At 46.2% G+C, this 23,114-nt stretch carries 21 protein-coding genes and 1 tRNA gene; 5 read left to right on the forward strand and 17 right to left on the reverse strand.

All coding sequences use genetic code 11. The annotated features are described in order from the left end of the window. Positions 1–148 precede the first annotated feature (148 nt). From C1A11_RS05405 to C1A11_RS05465, 13 genes are all read right to left on the reverse strand, one after another. A complete protein-coding gene (locus C1A11_RS05405) occupies positions 149–754 on the reverse strand; it encodes a class I SAM-dependent methyltransferase (protein WP_102049487.1) in 606 nt (201 codons plus the stop codon). A gap of 12 nt (positions 755–766) precedes the next feature. Then, a complete protein-coding gene (locus C1A11_RS05410; RefSeq protein ID WP_102049488.1) occupies positions 767–1,630 on the reverse strand; it encodes an SPL family radical SAM protein in 864 nt (287 codons plus the stop codon). A gap of 6 nt (positions 1,631–1,636) precedes the next feature. Continuing rightward, positions 1,637–2,068, reverse strand: coding sequence for a DUF3788 domain-containing protein (locus C1A11_RS05415; protein WP_102049489.1), 432 nt, complete (start codon positions 2,066–2,068; stop codon positions 1,637–1,639). Further along, positions 2,065–2,493 (reverse strand): DUF3795 domain-containing protein, encoded by a 429-nt coding sequence (locus tag C1A11_RS05420; protein WP_102049490.1) that lies wholly within the window; start codon positions 2,491–2,493, stop codon positions 2,065–2,067. The genes C1A11_RS05415 and C1A11_RS05420 overlap by 4 nt, the downstream gene beginning before the upstream one ends. A 15-nt stretch (positions 2,494–2,508) precedes the next feature. Continuing rightward, positions 2,509–2,775, reverse strand: coding sequence for a zinc ribbon domain-containing protein (locus C1A11_RS05425; protein ID WP_102049491.1), 267 nt, complete (start codon positions 2,773–2,775; stop codon positions 2,509–2,511). 61 nt (positions 2,776–2,836) lie between these two features. Beyond that, positions 2,837–3,742, reverse strand: a complete 906-nt coding sequence (locus tag C1A11_RS05430; RefSeq protein ID WP_102049492.1) for a helix-turn-helix transcriptional regulator — start codon at positions 3,740–3,742, stop codon at positions 2,837–2,839. A gap of 142 nt (positions 3,743–3,884) precedes the next feature. Further along, complete coding sequence (locus C1A11_RS05435; RefSeq protein WP_102049493.1) at positions 3,885–4,703, reverse strand: HNH endonuclease family protein; 819 nt, start codon at positions 4,701–4,703, stop codon at positions 3,885–3,887. Further along, the gene (locus C1A11_RS05440) at positions 4,700–6,250 is read right to left on the reverse strand and encodes an AAA family ATPase (RefSeq protein WP_180950259.1); all 1,551 of its coding nucleotides are present in this window, start codon (positions 6,248–6,250) and stop codon (positions 4,700–4,702) included. Before C1A11_RS05440 ends, C1A11_RS05435 begins: the two co-directional genes overlap by 4 nt. Further along, positions 6,240–7,817 carry a restriction endonuclease subunit S gene (locus C1A11_RS05445; RefSeq protein ID WP_102049495.1) on the reverse strand — a complete coding sequence of 526 codons (1,578 nt, stop codon included), beginning with the start codon at positions 7,815–7,817 and terminating at the stop codon, positions 6,240–6,242. Before C1A11_RS05445 ends, C1A11_RS05440 begins: the two co-directional genes overlap by 11 nt. Then, positions 7,817–9,397 (reverse strand): class I SAM-dependent DNA methyltransferase, encoded by a 1,581-nt coding sequence (locus tag C1A11_RS05450; RefSeq protein ID WP_102049496.1) that lies wholly within the window; start codon positions 9,395–9,397, stop codon positions 7,817–7,819. The genes C1A11_RS05445 and C1A11_RS05450 overlap by 1 nt, the downstream gene beginning before the upstream one ends. Then, on the reverse strand, positions 9,397–12,642 hold the full coding sequence (gene hsdR, locus C1A11_RS05455; RefSeq protein WP_102049497.1) for a type I restriction-modification system endonuclease: 3,246 nt from the start codon (positions 12,640–12,642) through the stop codon (positions 9,397–9,399). Before hsdR ends, C1A11_RS05450 begins: the two co-directional genes overlap by 1 nt. A gap of 32 nt (positions 12,643–12,674) precedes the next feature. Continuing rightward, entirely contained in the window at positions 12,675–13,280 is a 606-nt protein-coding gene (locus tag C1A11_RS05460) for a hypothetical protein (protein ID WP_102049498.1), read from the reverse strand. 146 nt (positions 13,281–13,426) lie between these two features. Then, the gene (locus tag C1A11_RS05465) at positions 13,427–14,521 is read right to left on the reverse strand and encodes a DUF6076 domain-containing protein (RefSeq protein ID WP_102049499.1); all 1,095 of its coding nucleotides are present in this window, start codon (positions 14,519–14,521) and stop codon (positions 13,427–13,429) included. A gap of 133 nt (positions 14,522–14,654) precedes the next feature. On the opposite strand from C1A11_RS05465, the gene C1A11_RS05470 reads away from it, so the two are divergent. The 5 genes from C1A11_RS05470 (at position 14,655) to C1A11_RS05490 (ending at position 18,809) form a co-directional block, all read left to right on the forward strand. Beyond that, positions 14,655–15,617, forward strand: a complete 963-nt coding sequence (locus C1A11_RS05470) for an AAA family ATPase (RefSeq protein ID WP_102049500.1) — start codon at positions 14,655–14,657, stop codon at positions 15,615–15,617. A gap of 196 nt (positions 15,618–15,813) precedes the next feature. After that, complete coding sequence (locus C1A11_RS05475; protein WP_102049501.1) at positions 15,814–16,158, forward strand: plasmid mobilization protein; 345 nt, start codon at positions 15,814–15,816, stop codon at positions 16,156–16,158. Continuing rightward, positions 16,136–17,299 (forward strand): relaxase/mobilization nuclease domain-containing protein, encoded by a 1,164-nt coding sequence (locus tag C1A11_RS05480; protein WP_180950260.1) that lies wholly within the window; start codon positions 16,136–16,138, stop codon positions 17,297–17,299. Before C1A11_RS05475 ends, C1A11_RS05480 begins: the two co-directional genes overlap by 23 nt. A 26-nt stretch (positions 17,300–17,325) precedes the next feature. After that, positions 17,326–17,532 (forward strand): helix-turn-helix domain-containing protein, encoded by a 207-nt coding sequence (locus C1A11_RS05485; RefSeq protein WP_102049503.1) that lies wholly within the window; start codon positions 17,326–17,328, stop codon positions 17,530–17,532. A gap of 110 nt (positions 17,533–17,642) precedes the next feature. Beyond that, positions 17,643–18,809, forward strand: coding sequence for a site-specific integrase (locus C1A11_RS05490; protein ID WP_102049504.1), 1,167 nt, complete (start codon positions 17,643–17,645; stop codon positions 18,807–18,809). 109 nt (positions 18,810–18,918) lie between these two features. Here C1A11_RS05490 and C1A11_RS05495 read toward each other — a convergent pair. From C1A11_RS05495 to tpiA, 4 genes are all read right to left on the reverse strand, one after another. Next, positions 18,919–19,009: transfer RNA gene (locus C1A11_RS05495), tRNA-Ser, on the reverse strand. A gap of 340 nt (positions 19,010–19,349) precedes the next feature. Next, complete coding sequence (locus C1A11_RS05500; RefSeq protein ID WP_102049505.1) at positions 19,350–20,354, reverse strand: DUF2804 domain-containing protein; 1,005 nt, start codon at positions 20,352–20,354, stop codon at positions 19,350–19,352. Positions 20,355–20,599: 245 nt separating this feature from the next. Further along, on the reverse strand, positions 20,600–22,117 hold the full coding sequence (gpmI, locus tag C1A11_RS05505; protein ID WP_102049506.1) for a 2,3-bisphosphoglycerate-independent phosphoglycerate mutase: 1,518 nt from the start codon (positions 22,115–22,117) through the stop codon (positions 20,600–20,602). 174 nt (positions 22,118–22,291) lie between these two features. Next, entirely contained in the window at positions 22,292–23,059 is a 768-nt protein-coding gene (gene tpiA, locus C1A11_RS05510; protein ID WP_102049507.1) for a triose-phosphate isomerase, read from the reverse strand. Positions 23,060–23,114: the final 55 nt, after the last annotated feature.

Genomic DNA, 23,114 nt, shown 5'->3' on the forward strand with positions numbered 1-23,114 from the left:
AGGCTCCCGACAATTTAGCCGGAAGCCTGTTTGCTTGCTTTTTACCCCATCAAAGGCTGCGGTGTGCGGTGATAACCGTATAGATAGTTGCATTCACGGCAACACCTTTGAGAAAGCTATAAAACTACTTTGCGAGTTCTCTTACTGATTATGTTTTTTCCAGTGTAATGATCTGCATGGGTGTTTGCACCTGCAACCCTTTGCAGACAAAGCCCCTTTGCTCAAATAACGTTTTGATTTCGCTGGGTGCATAGATCTTTACATCCCCTGTTTTTGCAAAACGCAAAAATGGGTTGCAAAGGACTCGGAGCGGTGCAGGCCAAAACACATCGGCAATGTAGAGGACACCACCTGGTTTTAATGTCCGAAACGCCTCCTCTGCAAATTTTGAGGCATCAGGAAAGTGGTGGAAGGCTGCGCTCACCGTCATCACATTAAAGGAGCCGTCCCCAAAGGGGAGGTTGTCACAGCCTGCTACAGAAAACCGCATATCCGGCAGCCGCTTTCGTGCCTCACAAATCATATTCTCCGCAATATCCACACCGTATCCGTCGAAGTGTACGGTTTTTGAAAGCATCGCAAGCAGCGCACCATTGCCACAGGCAACGTCCAGCAACTTGTCACGCTCACGGATATGCACCGTTTCTATCAGCTTTTGCTTGAACGCACGGGTGTAAACTCCCTCACGAGAAGTATCATACTCCACCGCCATTTTGTTATAGGTATCCCGTGAGCGCTGTTCATATCGGTTCAAATGTGTCCCTCCCTAAAACAGCGAAAGCTGTGTTTGTGGTTCGTTGAGCGTGTTCAAATAGGTGAAAATAGCATCAGTACCATACAGAATGCTGTTTTCTTTGCAAAAATCCTTTACCAGCTTGCCCAGCACCTTACCGTTTAGACTATGAATGCCGTAGGACGAACCAAAGGTGCGCATATACTGCCGTTTCATCTCCGGGAAGTGCTCGTCCAGCTTTTTATAAAAATACTCCCGGTTGCCGCTACGCAATGTCATGCCGATGCCAAAGGTAAGGATTCCTTTAACCTCGGCCTCTTTGCAATATTCCAGTAGACCTCGGATATTTTCCTCGGTGTCGTTGATAAAGGGCAAAATTGGGGTCATCCATACCACCGTGGGAATACCCGCCTTTTTCAGCTCCATCAGTACCTCAAAGCGCCGGTGGGTGGTGGCAACATTCGGCTCTACAATGCGGCACAAGTTCTCGTCATAGGTGGTCAGGGTCATCTGCACCACGCATTTCGCCTTGCGGTGAATGCTTTGCAGCAAATCCAGATCCCGCAGCACCAAATCACTTTTGGTCAGCAGCGTAACACCAAAGCCGTAGCGGTCAATGATTTCCAGCGCACGCCGTGTCAGACCCTCGGTTTGCTCGAGGGGTAGGTATGGGTCGCTCATAGCACCAGTGCCAATCATGCAGCGGCTGCGCTTCCTTCGGAGGGCTTCCTCCAAAAGCCGGGGCGCATTGCGTTTCGCCTCGATGTCCTCAAAGGTGTAGGTCATGCCGTAGCACTCACTGCGGCTGTCGCAGTAGATGCAGCCGTGGGTGCAGCCCCGATAAAGGTTCATGCCGTTTTTCGGGGAAAGGATGGATTTTGCATCGGTGTAGTGCATCCTGTATCACCCTCGTTTCTTCTGTATGCGCAGGGCAATGAGCTGTTTCGCATCCTCCAAAATTTCGGGAGATGTGACAGGAATCATCAGCCAGCGCCCACCATTAAACGGTTTTGTGCTCCAATACAGGCTGCGCACTGCTTCGGTACAGCCCGATAACAGCAGCTCCGCTTCCATCGCTTCACGGCTGCCCACCGACACAAGGCAGGTGAAAAAGCCCTCTGCGGGGTAGAGGGTACAAAGGGCACGCCCGCTTTTTTTGTATTTGACATTCCAGCCGGGGGCACCAGAACAAATGCTGTGCGCCACCTTGGGCAAAACACCATAGCAGGACTCTAAATGAGCGCAGAGTGCATTCCATAGAGGACTTCTGATATAATCGGAAATGGCAGTGATGTCCGGTGGGCAAGCCTTGGGATAAAGCTGATTCCAGTTCATTTGGATACACGACTCCTTCCCAAGGGATACTCTGCCTTGCAGCTGCTACAAATTCCATCATGCAGAGAGATTATACCGTCACAAGCAGGGCAGGTGTATTGCTCCTGCTGCTTTTGCAAAAAAGCTTTTGTGCCCTGCGACTGCATGATCTGCCCGTATTCAATTAAGCTGACCCCATACCGCAGGCGATAGCTTTTATCCAGAGCCCCCACACGCTTGCAGGGAAAATCATTACATTCCCAGCAAAAGCGGATGCTTTGCTGCCTCGTACAATCCTTGATGGGACATTTTCTGCAATGTTCTGGTTTTGCCGCGCTTTCCTTACCGCACCCCAAGCAGAGCTTTTTGCCAAGGTGCTTGTAGCAAACGGCACAATTCATGCCACAGGGTGCAAGCAGTGCTTCTGTAAAATCAGATTGTGACATGAATTGCACCTCCCTTTACTTTGTGTTCCAGCGTTTTAGCTGCGGGAAAAATGCAGCCATCTGTGCCTTGGCATCAGCGGCGGTCATGCCGGTGGCATCCGCCATGGGCTTTGTGCAAAAGTCAATCATCTGCTCCATGGTTACATCCACGCAAAACTTGCCACCCTCGTAACAATAGTTGCAATAATCGGCACTTTTGCTGCCGTCAGCCTCCGTTCCATACTGCGCACCCTCCATCGGCATTCCGCAGCTTTGACAAAACTTCTGATTTTTCAGGTCCATTTTGTTGACCTCCTTTGTTTTGGTGGTTTTATCATACCAAACAAAAGCTGACAACTGTCTGTCAGGGTTTGTGATGCACTGCAATTTTTTCTGCATATTCTGCAAGCTCTCGCCGCAGCTCAGGTGGCTCCAAAATCTCCACATCAGTTCCAAAGGAAAACAGATACCCGACCACCCAAGAATCCATGGGGAAATGAGCCTCCACCAGCAAGCTGCCATCCGGCAGGGGGGTGATGCTTCCTCGGTCGAATTCGTCATATACTCGAAACGCCAGCCGTCCGGAAATTTTCAGTTTGAAATAGGTGTTTGCATTGGATGGCGTATCCAGTTCGATGGGCGGTATTTCCCCCTCATAGTCATGGTCAAACTGTTCGCCTGTGGGCATCAGCTCCAAAATACGGCTGACCTTAAACAGCCGAAAGTCCTCGGCTTTCAGGCAAAAAGCCTGTAAGTACCAATGCTTGTCCTTGTAGATAAGCCGCAGGGGATGAATGCTGCGTCCTGTTGTCTCGCCGGAAGTACCGCAATAGGTCAGCCGCAACACCTGACGGTCAAGAATGGCATTTTTCAGCAGTTCAAAGCGCTGGCTATCTACACGCTGAAGTCCCCATCGGGAAAAGTCCACGGTAATCCAGTCACGAGGTGGCTTGCGAAAGGCACCGCCAAGCTTTGAGAGCAGATCGTCCACCTGCTGATCAGCAGCCTTGAGACTTTGCACCGCAAAAAGCAGCTGGTTTTGCTCCGCATCGGAGAGCAGTGTCTTGTCAAATCGGTAGCCCTCGGAAAGCGAAATGCCACCATGCTTGCCCGCCGTGGCATAGACCGGAACACCCGCCATGGAGAGCGTCTCCATATCACGATAAACCGTGCGTACAGACACCTCAAGAGCCTCTGCCAGTTCTGGAGCGGTCATGCTCCCACGCTCAAGCAGCAGATATATAAATTGAAATAAGCGGTCATTTTTCATGGTTACACCCCCCCTCGGCGGTTAGTGTCTCTAGTATAGCACACAACCCTGACACTGTCATGTCAGGGTTGTGTGCTGATATTGACCTTTTCGTATAACTGTCATTAGAAAAGTGAGCTTAGAAGGGAATCGGAATACTCTACTAACTTGCAATGTTTCTTATAAACTCCTCCGGATGGCTACGTATGTAATTGCGAGCCACGGCCGACATTTCGGCGTGTGGACTTACAAAATCTCGCAATTCCGTCATGCGGTCTTTTAGAACTTTTCGGTAAGTTGGATCTCCGTGTTTAGCATAATTCTTCTGTGTTTCAAGTATTTCCTCGATCTTTCGTCTGCATTTATTTTGAATTTCCTTGCGTGCATCTACCAAAGTAATGTGGTTCAAATCATATACACGCACGGAAAGCTTCACACGTGTTGCATCCCAACAATCATCATCAGAACATGCTGGATACACTTGCCCATCGTTGTTAAAAGCGATAAGGATAATATCGTCTAATTCTGTTGGATCTATTAATCCTGGCCACTCATTTGGAATGCCATCTTGATCACTTGCAGCATCTGTTCCGTCTTTTAGCGGAAAGTAGGCATTTTTACTTGTATTCGGGATGGAAGCAGCATACCTATAGTTCCTCCAGTCAAACGCAAGCCACCAATATCCCTCTGTATTATTGTTGGTCTTGATTTCACAATTTCGTGTAAGTTTTAGTGTTGCTTTTTTAGGTCGAAAATGATCCACATGATAAATAGAGGCTATGTCATTTGCTTCTGTGTACCAACACTTTCCATCAGAAAGCTTACTTAGATAATCTTTAAGCTTGCCCCAATAAGCACTATTTTTATCAATAAAATCGTTGCGTTCAGATGGTGGGAGCAGCATGAGCTCCGCTGTTAATTTTTTGCCCTCATTAATCAGATCCGCTGATGGAGGGTTGTGTTTTAAATCAATATATATCATCCCTTGCCCTCCATCTTTTCCTCTTCCAATATCTCAGCTAAAATATCATCGGTTAAAGCTGCCATCTGTTTTCTCTCAACATCAGTAATTGGTTTAGATTGGAATTCAGGTCGCGCAAATAGTCGTTCAATAAATTTGTCATATAGCGGATCACGAGTTGTGCGAGTAAATCCCAAATTTTCCAATTCACGCTCAAGGTGGCGTAATTCATCCTGTTCGGCAACTGTTTTATTTTCCTTATATAGTAGTTGGCGTTTCCTATCCAAATCCTTTTGCGTGTCAGGGTCAAGTGTAGACGGCAACCCAAATAAATCACTGGTCAGTAATCCAGCAACACCCATACCTTTTGGATCTACTTCGGGTGTTTTGATAACAGTCTGATTATTACAACGGTCGAAAATTGTTACAGCTTCTTTTTTCAATCCACCTATCACAATGGGGTCATGTGTTGATAATATTACCTGGCTATTTTCCGATGGTTCCACTACATCTTGTATTAGTTTCAGATAATCAAATTTCCATGCAGGGTTTAAATGCGTGTCCGGCTCGTCCAAAAGGAATAAAGATTCCTTTGATTTCGTAAATTTTAAAAGGCCAAGTACTGTTAGTAGTTGTTGCTCACCTTCACTCAATTCATTAAAAGTTATTACTGTTCCATCAGATTTTCTGACCTTAATCCGTATTTCCTCAATTAAATCTGAGAGGTACATACTCTCAAGATGCTTGAAGAATTCAACATTGTTTTTGTACCTTTCAGAAAATTCCATAAGTTTTTTCTGATCCTTCAAAAAGAGGTATGTTACCTCTTTTTTTACGGGCTTGAACCCCTCATCAAAAGATGTTGTTTCCTTTAATGGAGCAAGGGATAACCTGTAAAGATCATTTAAAAACTCACGCACAACTCCTCGGGCACCCCAAAGTTCAGATTTTGCATATTTAAGCCCACTTTTCTCTTTTACCCAGCTCGCTTTTTTAAGAACAAACAGAATGGACTCAACAGAAATAATATCCAGATATTCTCTTAGGAATTGGCTGTTTGTTTCTTCAAAAAAAGAGAAGAACGCAAGTAGGACAAAATTACTGTGGATAAGTCTGGCGTAAAAGAGTGGGCGGATAACTTCATCTTTTCCGTTTAACAATGCATTGTAGAACTTACGCTGATGCTTTGAAAAGTGGCTTTCTAAACGATTGCTAGGCCCCGAATAATATGCAAATACATGGGCAGGAAGATAGTTCTCCCGTTCCTTGTAAAAGGCACTTTTACTTATGGATTCGCCATCTACATTAAAGCCCTTTTTTCCATCAAGCTTGGAGTTGTCAACAGTAATAATATGACTAGAGCATCGATAAGTTACGGTATAGGAGAAATTAGTGGTAGGCACATTCAAATCCAAGTCACGAAAAATAATGACCAAAGCCTCTATCAAATTGGATTTGCCCGCACCATTGCGTCCAATAAAGACAGAGGTCAATTGTGTTTCATCTATGTCAATGTGAAAGTTTTTCAGATTCTTAAAATTATCTATATCAAGTTTATCAACTCGCATGGACAACCTCCAAAAATGACTCGCCATTTTCACGACGCTCTATGACTTTTCCATCATTCACTAATTCTTTGAGTTTTTCATAAAAATCATCGATTTCTAATCCGGTTAGTGCCTTCAGTTTTTCTGGTGTTAATTCTTTATTCTCTTGCAACGCTTCTAAAATCGTCTTTGCCACTTCTTTGCCCTCCGATTCCTTGAGTTTAACTTTTTTAATCATATTTTTAGTATCTGAATTTTTGAAGCTACCATTTATTTTTTCCTGAATTACAGCTTTTAGTAGCTCAATTGCGCTTTCCTCCGCCGGATTATTGGTGCCGAGTTCACCACGGAAGGCACGAGCGAGGATTGCCTTTTTCATCAAGTCGATTTTTTCAATAACGCTTGCAAGATCTTTGGCTTGTTCTTCTTTTTCAAAAATACTGTCGAGGATTCGGACAATTTCACTCTGCTCGCGTAGAGTAGGAAGCGTAATTCGCAATGACTTAAGGTCTTGAAGTGAAAGCCCTTTTTTGGTTGCCCCACGCTCTAAATTTTGCAATTGCCCTAAGCCTAAATCGGAAACAAAAAACCATGCAATAAAACGTGCGTTAACTGTTGGCACCGGTCTTGCTAGAGCAACATGTTGGTTAATGTAAGCCTCGGTTGAGTCATCCTCAACAATTCCTATCATTCCAACATCTGCTGTAATAGATACCAAAATATCATTCCGCCGTACAAGGCTCCTCTGTCCTTCTGCTCTATCTGGTAAATCTACATATTGAATATCGGAATAATCAATTTTTATGGTTCCATGATCCAGATTTCCCATGCGAATAAATATGGCTCCTGAATCACTATAATACTGTGCCCAGCCTCTTGATCCACTTGTAATATATGAAAAAACACTATTGGATGGAGTACTTACCCAGCTATCCGACCCAACACCATTTTCTTTTCTCCATTTTGCGGTTAGTTCCCCTTTGAAAGCCTTATGCAGGACAGCTGCTTTGTGGGTTTCAAAGCTATTAAGGGCGAATTGCGCCTTTTCTTTCGCCTCATCTAATTTTGCAAACAGAATGCCAATGCGGTCAATAATTCTTTGTTGCTCGGCAAGAGGAGGCAGTGGAAAGGACAAATTGTAAAACAACTCTTTGTTTAAGTGTGGTATTGCTGAGCCTGTTTTAGAATTTCGAAAGTAATCTTGATATATGCAAATAAAATACTCAAAAAGACTACTATTGATTAGCTCGGTAGTTTCCATTTTTTTAAAAGTACTGCCCATATAGCCATCTTCACCAATGCTAAATACTTCTCCTGAATTTTCCCCATCTACTAAGATTACCTTAGAATTTTTAGCAATAAAATGACCGCTTGTTTTAATAGTTGCTTCAATTTTTCCCCTCAAATATTTTGCTTCAAGATATGGCAATGCATTCTCGCTTTGCTTCTCCCCATTTTGAAGCTTACATACAATACCAACACTCGTCCAAACCCAGTTATTCGGCACTTTATAAGGCTGTTTCCAGTCTGGCACCAATGCTTTTTCCAGTCTTTTTTCAAAAGAAAGGCTTTCTTTTTTCTTTGCCATCAGCGTTCACCGCCTAAACTTTTCAGCTCTTTCACAACGCTCATAATTAAATCAACAGCTTCTTCAAGCTGTGCAATCACTTCTTCGCCACTTTCAATAGGGTCAGCAAGGTCGTTGTAATCTAACACACTGTCATTACGAATTAAGCCCAAATCGAGGCTATTGTTTTTCTTTTCTATCTCCTCACGAGTGAAAACTGAGAAACGTTCATCCTTTATTGCGGTTCTGTCGGTTGCCTCATAAGCTTTGATAAAATCCGCAAAATGCTCCGGTTTTAGAGGCGTGGTCTTGCCAAAGGAAGGCATATTGGTGCGCATATCGTAAAACCACACTTCTTTGGTGTTGTTCTCATTGGTTTTACCACGGGTGAAAAACAGCACATTGGTTTTGACGCCTTGTGCATAGAAAATACCTGTGGGTAACCTCAGAACGGTATGCAAGTTGCATTTGTTCATGAGGTCCTCACGAATTTTTGCACCGTCGCCGTCAGCAAAAAGCACATTATCGGGTAGCACGACAGCAGCACGGGCTTTACCGTCTTGCTTTAAGCTACGGTAAATGTGCTGTAAAAAGTTTAACTGCTTATTGGAACTTGGATAGGTTAAATCATCGCGCGTGGCGCGCTCGCCCCCTTGCTTTGTGCCAAAGGGCGGGTTGGTCAGCACCACATCAAAGCTGTTCATGCTCTTTCCTTGGTTCGAGAGCGTGTCCGCAAGAAGAATGTCGCTTTCCAGACCATGGAGCATAGCATTCATGAGGGCAAGCTTATGGGTATCGGCAACCAGCTCGCAGCCTGTGAAATCCTTGGTTTTGAATTTGGTGTATTGTTCCGGTGACATGCTGAAGATGTCGTTATGCTCCCGTACATATCGATTGGCCGCAATCATAAATCCAAAGGTTCCGCAGGCGGGGTCATTGCAACGCTCGCCAAGCCTTGGCTTTACCAATTTCACCATCACATCAATCAGCACACGAGGTGTAAAATATTGCCCTGCACCAGATTTCTTTTCGTTGGCGTTTTTTTCCAAAAGCCCTTCGTAGAGGTCGCCAAACCCATCTTTATCCACACTGTACCAGTCAAGTGCATTGATGTTTGCAATAATTTTTTTAAGGTTTTTCGGCTCATCAATATTGCTTCTTGCATCACGGTAAATATCACGGATATGGCCTTTACAATGCTCACCAAGCAACCGAAGCAGGGTATTATAATATTTTTTCAGTTCAATGCCATCTTTTGTAACAAGGCTTTCCCAAGAGTAATCAGCAAGCTCCTTTTTTTCAACAAGGGAAATTTCTTTTTTGCTGGCCTTGGTGTTTACAGACTTGGATTGACTGATTTTATTTAATTCTTGGTCAATGGCTTCAATAATCTCTTGTGGGGTGGTTTTATCATCGATTTTAATGATGTCCACCAAGTCAATAAGATTTTTTAAAATATCTTTTTCAGTATCCGTTTCCTGCATCATTTTTAGGAAAAGGATATAGGTCAGCTCGGTAACATACTGATGATAAGTGATACCATCATCACGCAGTACATTACAAAGATTCCATAGTTTCGAAACAATTTCTTGATTGCTCATTATGCTACTTTGCCTCCATCATCATAGAGGTATTGATTTAGCTCTATAATGTATTCATTTAGTTTGTTTTTGAACAGCTTGTCAATGCGGTTAAATCCGCCAAAATCTCGGAAAGCACCCAGATTAAAGGTTTCTTCATTCAGTACCGTTTCGGTAAGTAAAAACTTTTCAATGCGATCAAGCCAGTCCAGCTCCATTTTAGAAAAACGGTGTGCTGATTTCAGCTTTTCCACAGCTTTTTGAATTCGCTCGCTATGACTTAACAGCTGTGAACCGATTGCTTGTGAGCGAATGAAGCTGATAATATCGGCGGTAATGTCCTCGTTTGTTGTTTGTTTCCACGCACTGTTCAATTGGGTTTCGGTAAAGCCTTTGCTGTCCAGCTCGATACGCAGAGACTTTAGTGCCGAACGGGTAAGCTCCGCCGGTCGGGTACAGACGAGTTTCAGCGCTTCTATTTTATCTGCATTTTCGGAAATAAAAGTTCTAAACTCCTCTAAGTAGTCTTGAGGCTTTTGCCCTTTGCCATATCCTCTGGTATGAGTTCGAAGCTCATCTTCCTTGTCGGAAATCACAACGGCACGCCGTGCATCAATGCCACCTTCGTTAAGCACATAGAATAGGTCTTGCTTGCTGAGCAAAAGATCCCTACTTTCAGACGCAGGGAGCGCCTTAACCTGCTCGATAAATTCAGTCGGGGTTTTACCATCTGCGAAGTGCTCAAACCGCTCTTTTTGTGCTGTGGTCATCCGCTTTTGCTTTCTGCGGATTTTCGCAATAATCATATCGATTTGGTTTTGAATTTGTGCATCGGTTTGGAGTTCCTCTAGCCCATTTAGCAAGTCGATAAAGGTTGCGTTGGCATTGGCTACAACAGGCTTCATCGTGCTGACATCCTGCAAGGATTCATACACACCTACGGGATCATAAATTTCAAAATGGGTTTTCCCAATTTTGTCACACAGGCGGGTAGCACGTCCCAACATCTGCTCGTATAAAATACGAGATTTCACCCGGCGCATAAAAACAAGCGTAGTAATTTCAGGCACATCAATGCCGGTGGTGAGCAAATCTACGGTAACCGCAATATTGGGATATTGCTCGTTTTTATAAGCACGAATGAGCTCCAATACTCGCTTCTTATCGCCGGATTTGCTGGTAATTTTCATAATGGCATTGTTGCTAATGCCGTAAGGTTCGTAAATTTCACGTAAGATATCTACAATCATATCAGCATGGTTATCGTCGACCGCATAAATCAGCGTTTTACCCATACCGGTTGGGTTAATATCATTTGCAATTTCTTCTAAAACAGCACGGTTAAAGTTTTCAGTTATGACTCTCCGATTAAACTGCTCCACATCGAATTTAAGCTCATCTGCAAGCTCGGCACTGTTTGTAATTTCACCAGTATTCGGGTCATAGACAGGGACAATATCACCTTTTTCGTAGGTAATTCCATCTTCACTCAGCTTTGTTGTCAAGTTGTGGGGCGCATCATGATCGACCAAAAAGCCTTCCACAACTGCTCGGCGGTAGCTATATTCAAAAACAGGCTTGCCGAAAATCTCCGTGGTGTGCAGTGCAGGAGTCGCCGTTAAACCGACTTTGACCGCATCAAAATACTCAATCACAGTACGATACTTGCTGACGAAGTCATCTTGATTTCGATATAACAGTTCGTCTTCACCAGCCTCTTTGTCCAGAATATAGCCTCTGTGCGCTTCATCTATAATAATCAAATCATAATCAGAAACAGCAGGCATAGCTTCACCGGTGTTATATATAATGCGTTTTACAAGGCTTTGTACCGTTGCCACTTGGATTTTTGTTTCAGGATCAATTTCCTTTTCCTCTAAGTTTTTGATATTGTAAATTTTATCAAGGGTCATGACATCTTCGAGCTTTACTTCCTTGAATACATCTTGAGCCTGCTCTCCCAATGCGGTACGATCAATCAGAAAAAGAATCCGATTAAATCGCTTGGATTTCAAAAAGCGATAAACCATACCTAATATGGTTCTGGTTTTACCAGTTCCGGTTGCCATGGATAGCAGAGCGGTTTGAGCACCGCTCACAATGGTGTTTTCAACGGCACTAATTGCCTCAACCTGATATTCTCTCAAGTTAAGGCCGTCTTTGTCAGTCAATAAATCTTTAGATATATTTTGCAGTGTGCTGTTTGTAGCAGCAATATCTTTTTCCAGCCATTCCAAAATACCTTGGGGGCTTACCCAGCCTCGCAAGGACTTAGAAATATTGGTTTCATTCCTTAAATCAAGAAACCAAATACCCGATTTTTCTTTATACTGCTCTAAATATTTTCTTCCATTGGTTGCGAACACAAATGGCACTTTATACCCTTGCCATTGCCCGATAATATAATTCGAGTCATCATCTTTGATATTTCGTGCGTAGTCTTTACATTGCACATCAATAATATTTGGCACATCAATCAGGGCTTTCTTAGCTTCTACAATCGCAACGAGTTGGGTTCCAACAAATAAGGCGTAGTCCGCAAATCCACGGCTACCAAGTTGCGAATTGGTTGGCCATTCGGCAATCGCAATATTTCTTCCTTTTTGTGGGCGAGCTCCTTTTGCATAGCGAAGAGTGTCTGTATCTGCTTCCCACCCCACTAAGCGTAGCTGTTCATCGATTAAATAGCGAGTTTCTTTTTCGGAAAGATTGATGAGCGAAGCAGCTTTATTTGCTTGTTTTTGTCGATCGTTGTTGCTAATATTTTGCGGCTCAATACGATCAATTTTCTGTGTCAGCTTCTCAATCATAGTCTCTTTTTCAAGAATGATAGCATCAAAATCCATCATATCATTAGAAGGAAGAATAAATGTACCTGCGTTAAAATTCCAGTCGCCATAGGTCTGCATAAACCAAACAGAAAGGGTATAGGCCATTTCCAGCAGGGTTTTGCATTTTTCAGCATCTGCAAAATTTTGATGGATTGCATCATTTCTTGTAGTCCTAAGGGCATATAAAATATCATCAATGTCGCGAGGCAATAGGCCTTCTCGTTTCAGAAGGCGAATACGATTCGCATGGGTGTTATCCACATTGGGCGGAGCAATCCCGTCCAGCTTAAGCATCAAATTGACAACAGTTTCACCCATCATACCCAATTTAATGAGGCAAGAATTGGAATCAGAATAAAGATATTTTTCTGCCAACTGTCCAATTTCATAGAGGACAGCAAATTTGTTGTGTAAAAAGTCAAAGTTTGATTTCATGTCACACCTCCATGTCATCTATTACAGTGCTTTTATAAATCTGCAAATTTTTCAGCGTGAATCAGTTTGTTTAGCGTAGTATACTTTGGGGAACGCACCGAAGCGGGGGAACTGTTCCCTAAAACAACAGGGTTTTCAAGTGGAACAGGAGAGCTCTCAAATTTAATAATATATTTATTTTCAGTCTCATCATAGCAAAAACCGTTAGCTGCTACTTTCGCATAATGTGTAATGGCTGATATAGGGGCACCGACATAAATCGCAACATATTTAATGTGGGGAATCTTATGCTTGCTTACTCTAACATATCTCCACTCCTCTTCTCCTAAAAATGTCTCCTCAAACCCATCTTTGTGAGCTGGAAAAACAACCGTATCATAATCGACATCCAGTAAGCTACTGTCAATTTCAATTCCTTTTTCTATCAGAAGATTCGTAGCATCTTCAATAAAAACTTCGATGGCATCATAGATTAATTGATTTCGTGTAATGCACTCTCCGCTTTGCTTCGATAGAGCGGTGGAAAGTAATTGCAGTTTTTCTAAGTCGGATACCTTAATAGAAAGAGCAACTTGCTTTTTCGGCTCTTCTTTCGGTTTTTCTATCTTGCTTTCAATAAGCGAATTTAACCTGCTCATTACAACTCCTCCAGTGTGTAATAATAAAATGTAATTATAGTATTACACACCGGTGTACCGTTGTCAATAGTGTAACTTAACTTTTGAATTTTAAAATTACACAATATGCACATTTCACTAAAAAACAAATTGAGTTTGGATGTAACTCAATGTTTAGCGGTTATCTTTTCCAAAAACGTCTCCCCCGAAATCTCCCCAGCCACAAACTGTTCCCTTGCCGCCATAGCAGGCACCGACCATGCATCAAACGCCGCCTGCGCTTGTCCCTTAGTTTCCGCCGTTTCCTTATTGCGGTCACGCTCCAGCTGTTGCTGCTTCATCCGGCGAATACGCTCGTATTCTTTCAGCGGAGCATTCTCCGTCTTGTCCAGCTGTGCATTGAATATCATTTTCGGCCCCACTTGCTTGCAGGTGCGGCCGTTTTCTGTTTTTCGGTCGCAATATTCGGCATTGCGTTTGTTTTTGAGCACGAAATATCTCCCGCACAGCTTACACCGCTTGACCTTTAATCCTCGGCTCATCAGCTCCAGAAAATCGTAAAACAGCAAATCATCAAAGGATAGTATCCATGTAAACGGCAGTAAGCTAATGCCGCCCCTGCCGTTATACATGGTTGCGAGCTGGGCTTCAATATCCAGCTCATTATCGTTCACGCTGCGTACCGTGGCATAGTCCAGATTGCCGTTCTTATCCACCGGAGCCATCGCATAACCGGTCTGAAAAGTATAGTCCCTGAATTTCGCATCACTTTGCAGAAAGCCAAGAAATTTACGAGCAGTCGAGATTTCGGGGTGAAGGCTATCGTCCAAACAAAAAGCTATGCCATTTTCAAAATCCTCGCGCAGCAACAGAATATTTGCAAGTGCCATAAACCCGCGCTTCAGCTGTTCAGGATCAGACCATTCTTCGTTATCAAAGCAGCGCTCGAGCTCCCCCAGCAAGAAACGATGCAAATGGATGTTGTCAGAAAGCAAATCGGCAGCGTCTCGCATCTTGTCACAGACACCGCGATACCCAATATCAGCCTGCAAACGAAAGTTGAACTCATTGCCCTTTATAAATCCGCCCATTACTTTCTGAAAGGCAGATAAATCCATCTCTAAAAACTGAATCAGAAAATCACCCACACAGTCCTGCTGAAAATGACTCTTGCTGGTTTCATTCTCAAACCAGATAATGCGCAGGGCGTGATTGGACTGCTTATAAATTTTGTAGCATGGCAACTGCGGTACATAAAACATAACGACCTCCGTATGGAATGAATTTTGCGAGAAAAAATTATTTATGGTTCTTTATTTCAAACTTGTCTTACTCTTGCTACCATTATATCATAGGGAATTGATTTTTGAGAATATAATTCCCGAAGGAGGAAGTATGAGTGATTTACAGCTAATCAATATGTCGGATGTGGAAGTAACAGCGGTACAGTGGCTCTGGTATCCCTACATACCCTTTGGCAAGCTCACCATCATGCAGGGCGACCCCGGCGAGGGGAAAACACACCTAATTCTCGCTGTTACCGCAAGGCTGACCAAGGGTGAAGCGCTGCCACAGGCAGAGCCCATGCCACCAGCCAATGTGATTTACCAGACAGCGGAGGACGGCTTATCCGACACCATCAAACCACGACTGGAGATGGTGGGTGCAGATTGCAGCCGGGTGCTGGTCATTGATGAGAGCAAGGAAACTCTATCCCTGAGCGATGAGCGCATCCGTGAAGCTATTGAGCAGACCGATGCCAAACTGCTTATCCTCGACCCCTTGCAAGCGTATCTGGGTGCTAACGTGGATATGCACCGTGCCAACGAGATACGTCCGGTATTTCACAAGCTGGGACAGGTAGCAGAGGAAACCGGCTGCGCCGTGGTTATCATCGGGCACATGAACAAGGGTGGGACGAAAAGCGGATACCGTGGGCTGGGTTCCATCGACATCACCGCTGCTGCCCGCAGCGTGCTGGTGGTGGGCAAATCGCCCCAAGACCCGAACACCCGCATCATGGCGCACAGCAAAAGCAACCTTGCCCCGGCAGGTGCGTCCATCGCTTTTGAGTTGGGAGATACCTTTCGCTTTTTAGGGACAAGCTCCATCACGGTGGATGAGCTGCTGGGCTTTGAGCAGGTCAAGCGAAACCCAATGGAGGAAGCCAAGTCGCTTTTGTTGTCGATGCTTTCGGATGGCAGGCAGGAAAGCAAAGTAATTTTCGAGGAGGCTCAGCAGCGAGGCATTTCGGAGCGAACTATCAAAACCGCCAAAAACGAACTGGGAATTAAGTCTTTTCGTGATGGCGTGAAGTGGTACTTTTATCCGCCGAAAAAGGTCAAGAGTGCAAAATAACCTATATACCACCGTTTGCACCCTTACCCCCAAGGTACGGTAAGACGCAGGGGGTACGTTTCACACCCGAAGGGTGTGGCAAGCGTCCTATCCGTAAGACGCCTACGGCATCTTGTGGATAGTTTCCTGCTGGCGCAGAGCCATAAATGCAGAAAGGGTTTGCACCCTTAAAAACAAAAAATGAAGGGAGTTTTCTATGAAGCGAAACAGCAGCATTACCTTTCGTGTCAGCGAACACGAGAAAAAGCGAATTGCAGCCAAGGCACTGACGGCACGGTTTACCACCTCGGATTTTTGCCGCTGTGCTGCGCTGGGCAAAGAGGTCGTTTACATTGAAGGGCTGAACGAGTGTAACTATGAGCTGAATAAAATCGGCAACAATCTTAACCAGCTCACGGTGCTCTGCCACCAGCGTCGGATTGACAATCCCGACCTGCGGAATATGCACGGTCAGCTGTGCGCCGTGCTGGAGAGCATCGCCGAAAAGCTCTACTACGGTGAGGAGGACGATGCCGAGGATGGCGATAATCAAACCAATTAAAGTCCGTGTCGGTAATCTGGCAGGGCTGCGAGGGGTTCTGGATTACATCAAAGCAGACTTCAAAACCCAAGACGGCGCATTGGTATTTGGCAAGGATTGCATCCCCGAAAAATCCTTTGAGCAGATGCTCATTACCAAAAAGGCGTTTCACAAGGACACCGGCCGCCAATACGCCCACTTTGTCCAGAGCTTCTATCGCTATGACGACCTCACCCCGGTGCAGGCAATGGAAATCGGACAGAAGTTTATGGAGCGGTATCAGCGATTCAAGGATTTTCAGGTCTGTGCCGCCGTTCACACCAACGGCCCGCAGCTGCATATTCACTATGTGGTCAACACCGTCAGCCATGTAGACGGTCACAAATGGCAGTCCTCCCGAGAGGATTTGAAGCAGATGCGCAGCATCAATGATGCGCTCTGCCGTGAATATGGTCTAAATGTCTACGAAAAGCCACGCAGAGGGCATCGCTCCCACGGTGAATACCGTACCAAGCAAAGCTGGAAGGAGCAGCTGGCAAGGGACGTGGCGCAGTGCGTAAAGGACAGCAGTAATCCCGCCGACTTCAAGCTGCTTTTATGGGAGCGGGGCATTGACTGCGACATTGCTACCAAAAGCATTTTGTTTACGGTGCAGGCTGGGACTTACGGCTTGGCTGAGGAACGCAAATGCTCAAACTGGAAACTGCGATCCTACGGCGACTTTACCAGTGAAAATATTCTGCAAAGCATTCAGTACAACAAATTTGTGCTGGAGGAAGCGTGGCATGATTTTCCGCTGGTGTCCGAGGTGCTGGGGCTGTTGGGAGCTGCGAACCACCCGGACGACCCAAGCATTTACGAGCGCACATTCCTCGGAAATCTTTGTCCGGAGGACTTTAAGGGCAAAACCAAGCTGCAAATCGAGCAGATGCTTTCCGAGCGAAAGCACCAAGAGCTGATTGCTATGCAGACGAGGGAAATACGGGAGCGCATTGCCGCAGAGCAGGCACAGTCGGCACTTCTGCACAGCTCCATCGCCAGTCTAATAGAGGAGTTCTCCCACTGGCTTTGGGAGCAGGAGAACAAACACAACACACAACAATTTGGTGATACAATGGAGGCTAAAATTTATGAGGAAGAAAACGATTGGGAATTGTATTAACCGCCTGAAAATGGAGGTTTTATTCAATGGGTTTAACACAAAAAGACGCTTATCGGGTGATGCTTCAGGATTATCCCGATGTACTGAACATCGACGAACTGTGCCGCTTGCTGGCAGTGAGTAAAAAGACAGCCTACAAACTTCTTAAAGAGGGTGAAATCGGCTGCATCAAGGTGGGGCGGGAATACCGCATCGCCAAGGCGCACCTGCTGACCTATTTCGGTATCGTGTAGGCAAAAATATTATCACATTAAAGTGCTGAATTGTCTGGACGCTCACTTACCTCGATGTTATACTGTAACCATCAGCGGTAGGTGAGCTCCCGGCAGGAAAGGAGAGAATCATGGTATCGGGACACCTTCAAGAGAAAAATGGCATATATCATGCTGTGCTCAGTTTTAAGGATGAGCACGGCAAACGCAAAACAAAGTGGGTTTCCACCGAATTACCCACCAAAGGAAATAAGAAAAAGGCAGAACAGAAGCTTGCGGAAATCCGCAAAACCTTTGTTCCGCCCAAGCAGTTGACACGAGATGCCCAGCAAATGTTCTCGGACTATATGCTGGAATGGCTGCAATCTATGAAGCCCAATATTGAGAATGTGACCTTTGCAGGCTACACTCGTTCCGTAAAAAATGTGATTGTGCCGTATTTTGAGCCGCTCGCCATCCCACTCAAGGATTTGAAAGCCAGCGATATTCAGCGGTTTTACAACCACGAGTTGCAGACGGTTTCCGCAAAGACAGTACAGAGGTATCACGCCAATATTCACAAAGCCCTAAAGGATGCCGTCCGTATGGACATTATCATCAGCAATCCGGCTGAAAAGGTCACTCGCCCCAAGGCAACAAAGTTTGTCGGCAGCTTCTATGACAGCGAGGAGATTAACCAGCTGTTTGAGCTGTCCAAGGGGACACGGCTGGAGCTGCCCATTCTGTTCGGTGCTTTTTATGGGCTGCGCAGAGCGGAAATTGTGGGGCTGCGGTGGTCGGCAATCGACTTTCGGCAAAACACCATCTCCATCCGACATACAGTCAACAGCTACAAGTTGGACGGCAAAAAGGTAATTGAAGCGAAGGACAGAGCAAAAACCAAGTCCAGTATGCGAACATTGCCGCTTGTGCCTATCTTTCGGACATATCTGCTGGAGAAAAAGCAAAAGCAGGAGGAATACCGCAGGCTTTGTGGAAACTCCTACTGCAAGGACTATCTGGACTATCTGTATGTGGATGAGCTGGGGCATTTGATTGAACCGTTTTACATCACGTCGGCTTTTCCAAAGTTTTTAGAGAAGCACGGGCTGCGCAGAATTCGCTTTCATGATCTCAGACACTCTTGTGCTTCGCTATTGCTTGCCAACAATGTACCTATGAAGCAGACTCAAGAATGGTTGGGGCATTCAGACTTTAGCACGACAGCCAATATCTATGCTCATCTGGACTACAATTCCAAGCTGTCCAGTGCATCCGCACTCATGGCAGGGTTGGGATTTTCGGAGGAAACGCCGTAGCAGCATCTCTCCTATAAAACAGGAGAGATGGACGGTCAAAACGCCAAATAGAAAGACAGTCAGAAAAAATGAGAAAGCCTGTAAACCGCATGGCTACAGGCTTTCTCGATGGCGGAAGCGGTGGGATTCGAACCCACGAGCCCATTGCTGGACTACCTGATTTCGAGTCAGGGCCGTTATGACCACTTCGATACGCTTCCCAATCTATATCCACTCACACATCGGTCAGAATCGAGAGATTTTGGAGAGATGCAGGAGAGAGATAACATATATTTTATTGTATTTGAACCTATGAAAAACCGCATCATTACAGGGGTTTGCAAGTACCAGCTACCGTTAAGGTGACTCCATTTCGAGTGCGGCTCGTTACGACCACTTCGATACCTGTCCGTATACTGTTGTTAAAATGCAAAAAGCACACACAAAATATTCGTTCGCGCAGCTGCAATTTCGCATTAAAACGCTATAATAGTATATCAAACAAAAAAGGATTCGTCAAGCAGAAAACACGGGCGGCCAAAAGGCCTGCCCGTGTAAAAGCTACCAATTATTTACTGCGTGTTCCGCAAAAGCGTACAGCTCTTTAATTTCTAGTTGCCGACCATCATCCAACACTACAAACCCATCAAAACGCCCAAAAACCTGATGGCAGACATTGTTGATAAAAAGCACTTTGGTGGTGGTCGTGCGGTCAAAACTGGGGGTCATGGTCAGTTTTACGCGTCCAGCATCGTCGACCAGCTGCCAGGGTTTCATAAAATCTGGCTCATGGGTGATTTGCAGTTTGCCAAGCTTGTGTGCATTGCCTTCGTAAAAAAGAATATTCTCTGTTGCGGCATCCGTGTTGCCAAAACCGCAACCGAGGTTAAACCCGAGGATGCTACCGTCGACTTCGCCGGTGCCGTTAGACCAGAACCACTCGTTATGAAATGGCCAAACGCCGCGGCCCCAATCGAGTAGTCCAAAGCTGTCAGAGGGGTCAAAATGATAAGTTTCGCCGCCGGTGCGCACAAAGCCCTCTGCTGGCATACAGTTAATTTTATGGTTGTAGTAAAAACGGGTGGGGCTTTCATCAAACGGCACGTTAATCACCATAGCATGCGGGTTTTTTCGACGCAACACAATCTCTGTTTCAAAGTCATCTTTTTTGCAGCGCAGAATCCGCATATTTCCGCGGGTTTCATACTGCATAAAAAGGCCACCTTTGTCGTAGGTTAAAGTACCGTCCGTTTCGGCATCGGCAGGCATATGTAGGCTGCCAAATGGCAGCGCCAACAGTTTATCAAACCTTGCAATCCATCGGCCTTCTGCAAAGTCAAAAAACATAATGCCGACCTGCCCGGCATAGCTTGCGTGCCCTAAGGTGAACTGCAAACATTTCGTGCGGTCAGAAACCTGGTAAAAATCCCATTCTTTAATACGCCAGGGCGCAGCGTGAATCGCCCGGCGGTCATAACTGCGCATGCTGCGGGTGGAATACCCCGGAATCGGCCGGCCTTTGGCATCCAGCACCGGGCCGGGTTCGGTAAAGCGTTGTTGTTCCATTTGCGGGCCTCCCTTTTGTTATATTCTAAAGGATTGCCAATGCCAGTGCAAGTGCGAGATTGGACAAGAAAAGCAAGATGTTTTTGGAAGGCCCCACAGCAATTCTAAATTGCTGCCGCAAAATGTTGGTAGTAAGCTGTCACACGAAGAAATCGGAACGATAAAAAAGAAATACAAGGCCGAATAATAAAAAAAGAGCGGCAGATTGCCGCTCTTTTTTTATTGATAATATTCTGGGCAGCGGCTTACAGCACGATGCTCTTGCCAGTCATTTCGTTGGGCTGGGGCAAATCAAGCAGGTGCAGCATGGTCGGGGCAATGTCTGCCAACCTGCCACCTTCGCGCAGCTTTGCTTGGGGCATGCCGAATACCAGGAACGGCACAGGGTTGGTGGTGTGCGCAGTGAACGGATGTTCCGCATCGCCGTCATACATCTGGTCAGCGTTACCGTGGTCAGCCGTCAGCAGCATCACGCCGCCTTTTTCTTCGAGGGCAGCCATGATTTTGCCTAAGCAGACATCGACGGCTTCTACGGCTTTTACAGCGGCCTCAAATACACCGGTATGGCCCACCATGTCACAGTTGGCAAAGTTTAGAATCATGACATCATATTTGTCCGAGGCAATGCGTTTCAGCAGCTCGTCACATACCAGATAAGCGCTCATCTCCGGCTGCATATCGTAAGTTGCAACTTTCGGGCTGTTGATGAGCGCACGATCCTCATTCTCAAACGGGGCCTCCACGCCGCCGTTGAAGAAGAAGGTAACATGCGCATACTTTTCTGTTTCAGCAATACGCAGCTGGTGCTTGCCCAGCGATGCCATATAGGCGCCAAAGGTGTTTTTCAGCCCTTCGGGGCGGAAAGCGACTTGTACGTTCGGCATGGTAGCGTCATACTGAGTCATGCAGACGAAAGTGAGCGGGAAAGCTCCCTTTTCACGGGAGAAGCCGGTGAAGGCAGGGTCTACCATGGTGCGGGTAATCTCTCGCGCACGGTCAGGGCGGAAGTTGAAGAAGATGACGCTGTCATCCTCTTTGATGGTAGCGCCTTCGGTAACTACGACCGGCACCACGAATTCATCCGTAACTTGGGCTGCGTAGCTTTTCTCCATGGCATCAACAGCCGAGGGGTTATGCTCGCCGACACCAAGCACCATTGCGTCATATGCTTTACAGACACGCTCCCAGCGGTTGTCGCGGTCCATCGCATAATAGCGGCCCATAACAGTGGCAATTTTGCCAATGCCGAGTTCTGCCATCTTTGCATCCAGCGCGGCAATAAAATCCTTGCCGGACATCGGGGGCACATCGCGGCCGTCCATGAAGCAGTGTACATAAACGTTTTCAATATTGTTCAGTTTGGCGAGCATCAGCAGGCCGTACAGGTGGTCGATGTGGCTATGCACACCGCCATCCGAGAGCAGACCCATCAGGTGCAGGGCGCGGCCCGGTTTTTTTGCGTTATCAATGGCGTTGCAAAGTGCTTCATTGGCAAAAAAATCGCCATCGTCAATGCTTTTGGTGATGCGGGTAAGCTCTTGATAAACCACACGGCCAGCGCCGATATTGGTGTGGCCAACTTCGCTGTTGCCCATCTGTCCGTCTGGCAGGCCAACATCCATGCCCGAAGCACCAATAAGGGTGTGGGGGCAGGTGTCAAACAGTTTATCAAGGTTGGGAGTGTTGGCGGCGCAAATGGCATTGCCGAAGCAATCGGGGTTATATCCAAAGCCGTCGAGAATACAGAGCAGTAAAGGCTTCATAAAAGGGTACCTCTCTTTAGAAAATCGTTGTAAATGGCCTGCAAAAGGCCTAAGCGGCACGGCATAGTTTACTGCTGGCACCGTAAGCGCTGCGGCAGCGAAAAGTGTGTAACATTGCCGTAAAAACAAAATTCAGCGGCGGCGCAGGCCGCCGCTGATAGAATTGCGGGTGATTTATTTGCTTGCTGCTTTGACAATTGCGCCAAAGTCAGGGGCTTTCAGCGAAGCGCCGCCGATTAAGCCGCCATCAATGTTGGGCATTGCAAGCAGCTCGTCAGCGTTTTTCGCATTCATGCTGCCGCCGTACTGGATGGTCAATGCCTCAGCAGCAGAATTGCTGTACAGGCTGGCAATCACTTCGCGGATGCCTTTGCAGACGTCCTCTGCCTGCTCGGCGGTGGCGGTAAGGCCGGTGCCGATGGCCCATACGGGCTCATAAGCGATAATGACGTTTGCAAGGTCTGCTTCAGAAACGCCTATCAGTGCAATCTTGGTCTGCAGTGCAACCAGCTCGGCGGTAATGCCCTGCTCGCGCTCGGTTTTGCTTTCGCCTACGCAAAGAATTACTTTCAGCCCTGCGGCCAGTGCAGCGGTGACGCGCTTGTTCACCGTCACGTCGGTTTCGCCAAAATACTGGCGGCGCTCGCTGTGGCCGATGACGACATACTCGACACCCAGCTCGGTGAGCATATCTGCGGAAATTTCGCCGGTGAAAGCACCGCTTTTTTCAAAATGAACGTTCTGTGCGCCCACTTTGATATTGGTGCCCGCAGTTTTAGAAACGGCAACCGGCAAATCGGTAAACGGGGTGCAGATAACGACACCGCAATCCGCGCCCGAAACCTCGGGGATGAGCTCGTTGATGAGCTCCGCAGCCTCAGCCGCAGTTTTATTCATTTTCCAGTTGCCGGCGATAACAGCCTGACGTTTTGCTTTATTCATGAAGATCGCTCCTTTATGCAGATTGGTGAAGCGGACAGGTGCAAACGAAAAAGTT

The organism is Pygmaiobacter massiliensis, assembly GCF_900199435.1.
GTDB lineage: Bacteria > Bacillota > Clostridia > Oscillospirales > Ruminococcaceae > Pygmaiobacter > Pygmaiobacter massiliensis.